Below are 5410 nucleotides of genomic sequence, written 5' to 3'. Positions count from 1 at the left end.
TTCTCCGCGATCCGCCGGGACTCCTCGTGTGCATCGAGATAATGGCGGATCTTCTCCACGCAATCGGGCAGCTCCCGGAACAGGTCGATCTCCTCGCCGATCGCGAAATCATCCTTCGCGTGTTCCCGGTCGTCGGACAGAAGGAACCCGCCGCACGCGGGGATTCCGTAGCATCGTTCCGGCAGCCCCCAGCTCCTCCGGTCGTACCGGTCGGCGGCGCAACCGACGTTCAGGTTGATCCGGCTCCTCCGAATGAGATCCGTCTGCGCGCCGTAGTCCATGGAGTCCCCTCCCACGAACCGGCAGGAACGACCTAGTTTTCGCAGGATACCCTCCAGGGCGCCGAGAAGCCGCATCCGTTCCCTGTGCTCGGGGTATCTCTCGCCGTCGAAGTTCCCGATGAAGGAGACGTCCACGGCGCAGAAACCCGGATCGCGCATCTCCTCCAGGGTATGCCCGCCCAGGTTGTAGTGCTGCGTCATCGCCGCGTTCGGCAGGTAAAGGACGTTTCCGTATCCTTCCAAACCCTGGAGAGAGTGGGTGGCGAGAACGTCGACCAGCCGATACTTCGCGATTGCGTGAAGTTTCCACATCCGCGACCCGATGTTGGGATTGTCGAGGCACCAAGTAGCCGTCGGGATGCCGCATTTCCGGAGCCGGAGGGAAAGGGCCGCGAACCGGAGCTCCTCCTTCACGATCTGCTTGAACTCGAAGAGAACGGCGTCAGCCCCCTGGGCCTCAATGTTCCGTATGTCCCACAAATGGTAGACCCAGTCGTGCCCCAGTTCCCCGAGCGCGTATTCGAGGCGTTCGTTCGGGCGCCGGTAATTGAGGACGACCCGCATTCGCTATCTGCCTCCCCGGAAGAGCAACCGCTCCGCCTCTTCCAACACTTCCATAACGGTGATCTGGTCCATGCACACCGGGTCCACGCACCCTTTCCCGACGCAGGAGGTCGGACAGGTCTTCTCCTTCCGGATGATGGCGGTCAACCCCTCCGCCCGGAAAGGGCCGCACAGCGCCGGGTCCGTGGGGGAGAAAAGCGCCACGGTCGGCGTCTTCACGGCAAAGGCGATGTGCATCGGGCCCGTGTCATTCGTGATGAAGAGGGACATCCTCTCGATCAGCGCCGCGGTCTCCCGCATGGACAGTTTCCCCGCCATCGAAAGCGCCTGGGGGATCTTTCCCGCCACCTTGGCCGCCAGCGCACTCTCTTCCGCGTCTCCCGTAACCACGATCTTTGCGCCCGCTTTGTTTTCCAAGGCCCTCCCCAGGCGGGCGAACTTATCCTCCGGCCACTGCTTGAAGGGATCCTTGGATCCCGGATGAAGACCCACGAGCAAGGGGACGTTGCCCCAACCGGTTTCCTTAAGCAGCCGTTCCGGCCTTTCCCTGTCCTTGCCGTTCAAATACAAGCGGATGGGGCCTGGTGTCGCATTCACGCCCACTTCCCGAAGGAGGGAAAACCGCGCTTGTGCCCAATGAATCTCATCCCCCAAGGAAATCGCGGCGGTCAGGATCTCGTCCTGCCCCTTGCTCTGCCCGGCAAGGCCGATGAGAAAAGGTGCCCCCGTGAAGGCGCACAAGGGCCAGAGTATCCGGTCCGAGGCGTGGAAGAAAAGGACCGCGTCCACTCCCCTCCGCCGGACCGTCATCAGGGAACGCACAAGCCGCCAATATCCCGCCGCGCCGCGCCGAAACACGAATATCTCGTCGATGGCCGGGTTCCCCGCGAGCACCTCCTGTCCTGCGTCGCTCGTCAGCACCGCGATGGAAGAATCCGGGAGCGCCTTTCGGAGGGCATAAATCGCAGGAGTTCCCCACAGGGTATCCCCGATGCCGGTGGAGCTGACGATCAGAAAACGGGACGCCCCGCCACGGGAACCCTTCCCGTCGGGGAGATGCCGTCTCCGATACGCGGCTACCGCACGGAGAAGGGCGGCGTTTTTCATCCTCTTCCAGGTTTTTCCCATCGTCCATCCGCAGCGGGCCGGGCGATATCCCGCCCCTCCCGCAATCGCCGGTACAGATCCTCGATCCGGTCCAGCATGCTTTCGAAGGAGTACTCCCGAAGGACTAGGGTTCTCCCCCGGTCCGCGAGTCGTTTCCCCAGTTCCCGGTTTCGGAGCAGGGCGACCACTTTCGCGGCGAGGGCGGAAGGATCTTTCGGCGGAATGAGGTACCCCGTCTCCCCGTCCCGCACCACCTCGCCGATGCCCCCCACATCCGCTGCGACCACCGGCTTCCCCATCAGAAGAGCCTGCAGAACCGACTGCGGAACTCCCTCGTTGGCGTAGGAAGGGTGAACCAGGACGTCCAGGGAAGCGATGACTTCCGGGATGTCTTCCCGGTGACCCAGCAGCAGGACCCTGTCCTGCAACCCCAGGTCCGCCACGAGGTTCCTGATGTTGTCCCGCTGGGGGCCATCCCCGACGATGACGAACGTCGCCAGCGGAACTTCCTGGCGAATCCCGGGAACCGCCCGGAGGAAGTGCTCATGCCCTTTCCAGCTCCGGAGCACGGACACCATCCCGACGGCCGCGCTTCCCGCCGCGAGGGACGGCTTCACCTTCTCCGGGTCGAAACGCTCCACGTCGACGCCGGTGGGAACCGAGAGGATCCTTTCTCCCCGGAATCGATTGACCGCGATCATCCGCCTGCGGATCTCCTCTCCCGTGGTCAACACGACATCGGGGAGGGAGTCGTACAGGATCCTGCTGAGGAAAGAGCGGCTGATCGGCGTGGAGAGGTGGCGTGTCCGGATGATGAGGGGGGCTCTTCTGGCAAATTTCGCTCCGACCCCGGCCACCCAGCTGTCGCCGGAGCTATGGGTGTTGACGATGTCCACCCGTTCCCGGTTCACGAGGACCGAGAGGCGATAATAATCGACGGGGTTCCGCTTGTTGAACCGGAAAGGGATGGCGGTCAGCCCCGAGGCTTTCGCCCGGTCGTAGAGAGAAGCCTCGGGAGCCGCCGCGATGAGGACCCTGTGTCCCCGTCGCGCCATTCCCAGGGACTCGCGCAGGATCCGTATCTCCTGCCCTCCCCACCCGTCGGAGGATTCCGTATGGAGGATCGTGAGCATTCACCCTTCTCCGAGTCCTAATTTCCCTGCGACGAGAGGGAAAATTTCCTCCGGCAGAATATCATCGAGACAGCGGCACCACTTCGTGGATTCACACCCGCTTTCCCCGCAGGGGACGCAATCCCAGTCTCTTTGAACCGCCGTGTGGATGCCGAAAACCTGGTTCCCCCTTCTCCGGGCGTACGGCATCCGGAGGCTTTCCCCCGCCTCCCGGGCCGACTCATTGTCCCAGGGACCCCAATTGTGAACGCCGGAGGGACCGAACAGGGCCACGACGGGAGTCCCCACCGCGGCGGCGATGTGCATGGGAGCCGAATCCACGCCCAGAAACAGGTCGGAGATCTCCGATAGCGCTCCGAGCTGCCTGAGGGTAACCCTCCCGCGCAGGTCCACGACGCCGGGAGCATCCCCGAGGAGCACCTTGATCCTCCCGCCTCGTTCCACTTCCCGGGGGGCGGGCGAGGTCGTGAGGAGCACGGTGACACCCCGGTCCACCAGGCGGCGGATCACCTCCGCGACGTACTCGTCTTTCCAGCACTTGAACATCCACCGCGACGTGGGGTGGACGTGTACGATGCGCCCGTTCCCGGAATATTCCCGCAGGATCTCTTTCGCCCTTTCCCGGTCTTTGGCAGAGACGGGAAAGGTAACTGCTGCGTTTCGCGTCGTTATCCCCACGGATCGGACGACGGAGAGGTTCTGCGCCACCATGTGGCAATTCTGGTCGGGCGAATGCAGGTTCGTGTACATCCACCGCTTGCCCGCAAACCCCTTCCGGTCCCGCCACCCGATCCGGTATCTCGCGCCGGAGAGATACGAGAGGATCGCCGCGCGATCGCCCCCGGTGAGATCGATGGCAAGGTCGAAGCCCCTTTCCCGAATCCCGCGGGCGAACTTCCCCTCCCGCACAACCTGCCGGGGGAAGGGGAGGTTCTTCACCCCCCGGTCGAACACGAGCACCTCGTCGATGTCCGGGTTCCCCTCAAGGACGTCCTGGGTGCCGGAATGAACAAGCGCGCATATCCTTGCCCCCGGAAAGGTTTCCCGAAGGGCCCGGAATACCGGGGCGGTGAGAAGGACATCTCCGATGTGCCGCAGCTTGATCACCAGGATGCGGAGAATGTCATGGAAATCGATCATGCGCCCCCTCACCCTGCCCCGTTTTCCCCGACCTTGTTAATCAACGCGATGAACTCCCGGGCGGATGCCTCGATGGTATATCGCCTGGCCACTTCCACCGCCTTTCTTCCCATGGCCTCCCGCGAGCCCAGGCAGGCCCGCATCCGGTCCGCCAACCTCCGGGCGTCCAGCGGGTCCTCCACCGCGTACCCTTCCTCCCCGTCGGAGATCAGCTCCGCCACGCCGTTGCCGGTCGTGGTGATCACAGGAAGTCCGGCCGCCAGCGCCTCCATCGTGGCATTGCTCCCCGGGTCATACAGGGTCGGCAAGACGAAGAGGTCAGCTGCGGCATAATAACGCTCGATCCCCTCCCGCGGTCCGAGGAAATGGATCCGGTCTTTCACACCCGCGTTCTCCGCCTTCCCGAGATACGGGGCTGCGCCCCCCCTGCCGACGACCCAAAGGCACAGGTCGTCGCTTTTCAGGAGTCCCATTGCCTCCACCAGGGCACCCAGCCCTTTCCGGGCAAACCCGGTTCCGACGAAGAGCACCACCGCGGTGGAATCCGGGATCCGCAGCTCCTTCCGCATCCTCTCCCTCCAGAGAGCCCGGTTCTCCGGGGAAAAGCGACGGACGTCCACTCCGTTGTAGAGCACGGTGATCTTCCCGGGTGAGACCCCGTAGTGGCGAACGATCTCGTCTTTCACCATGCGGGAGTTAGCGATCAGCACCTTTGTCCGGTCGAAGATCTCCCGCTCGAGACGGAGGAGAGAGATGTGGAGCGGGTTCACCCGGAACGAGAGGCGCTTGTATAGCGGCTCGACGGCAGACCGTTTGCGCAGCCATTCGGCATGGCATCCCTCGCCGGCGCGATAGATGTCCTGGCAGGTGGTGCGTTCGAAACTGACCACACAGTGGAAAGCGTCCCGGGACCGTAGTGCCCTGCCGGCATTCCGGTTGAACGCGAGCACGGAGGAAAAAGAACCCAGGCGGGAGCCTTTCACCCTGTGAAATCGTATCCCTTTCTCCTCCGACCAATTTTCGGCAAATACGTGAACCTCATGCCCTTCCTTCCCTAGTTGGCCGACAAGTGTCTGGAGGTAGCGCTCTCCCCCCCCATGGAAGGAAAACCGTTTCTTGATGAATGCCAACCGCAATCCCGGCATCATGCAACCTGTCGTCCGTGGGAGCGCTCCGCGGGCCCGG

4 protein-coding genes and 1 pseudogene are annotated in these 5410 nt (G+C 63.4%); all 5 read right to left on the bottom strand.

Annotated elements, in window-relative coordinates:
* The 5 genes and pseudogenes from A2Z13_09435 to A2Z13_09415 all read right to left on the bottom strand — a co-directional run bounded on the left by A2Z13_09435 (position 1) and on the right by A2Z13_09415 (position 5361).
* Positions 1 to 845: pseudogene (locus tag A2Z13_09435) on the bottom strand (hypothetical protein).
* A gap of 3 nt (positions 846 to 848) precedes the next feature.
* Positions 849 to 1973 (bottom strand): hypothetical protein, encoded by a 1125-nt coding sequence (locus A2Z13_09430; protein OGP79958.1) that lies wholly within the window; start codon positions 1971 to 1973, stop codon positions 849 to 851.
* Complete coding sequence (locus A2Z13_09425) at positions 1949 to 3085, bottom strand: hypothetical protein (GenBank protein ID OGP79957.1); 1137 nt, start codon at positions 3083 to 3085, stop codon at positions 1949 to 1951. Before A2Z13_09425 ends, A2Z13_09430 begins: the two co-directional genes overlap by 25 nt.
* Entirely contained in the window at positions 3086 to 4225 is a 1140-nt protein-coding gene (locus A2Z13_09420) for a putative lipopolysaccharide heptosyltransferase III (GenBank protein OGP79956.1), read from the bottom strand.
* 8 nt (positions 4226 to 4233) lie between these two features.
* Positions 4234 to 5361 carry a hypothetical protein gene (locus tag A2Z13_09415; GenBank protein ID OGP79959.1) on the bottom strand — a complete coding sequence of 376 codons (1128 nt, stop codon included), beginning with the start codon at positions 5359 to 5361 and terminating at the stop codon, positions 4234 to 4236.
* Positions 5362 to 5410: the final 49 nt, after the last annotated feature.

Source organism: Deltaproteobacteria bacterium RBG_16_64_85, from assembly GCA_001798885.1.
Classification (GTDB): Bacteria; Desulfobacterota; Deferrimicrobia; order Deferrimicrobiales; family Deferrimicrobiaceae; genus FEB-35.
Note: the sequence above shows the minus strand (reverse complement) of the source record. Positions and strands in the feature narration are given on the sequence as shown.

Excerpts from the sequence above, each read along its gene's own strand:
- A2Z13_09420 (OGP79956.1), bottom strand. The coding sequence starts at position 4,225 with ATGATCGATTTCCATGACATTCTCCGCATCCTGGTGATCAAGCTGCGG.
- A2Z13_09425 (OGP79957.1), bottom strand. The coding sequence starts at position 3,085 with ATGCTCACGATCCTCCATACGGAATCCTCCGACGGGTGGGGAGGGCAG.
- A2Z13_09430 (OGP79958.1), bottom strand. The coding sequence starts at position 1,973 with ATGGGAAAAACCTGGAAGAGGATGAAAAACGCCGCCCTTCTCCGTGCG.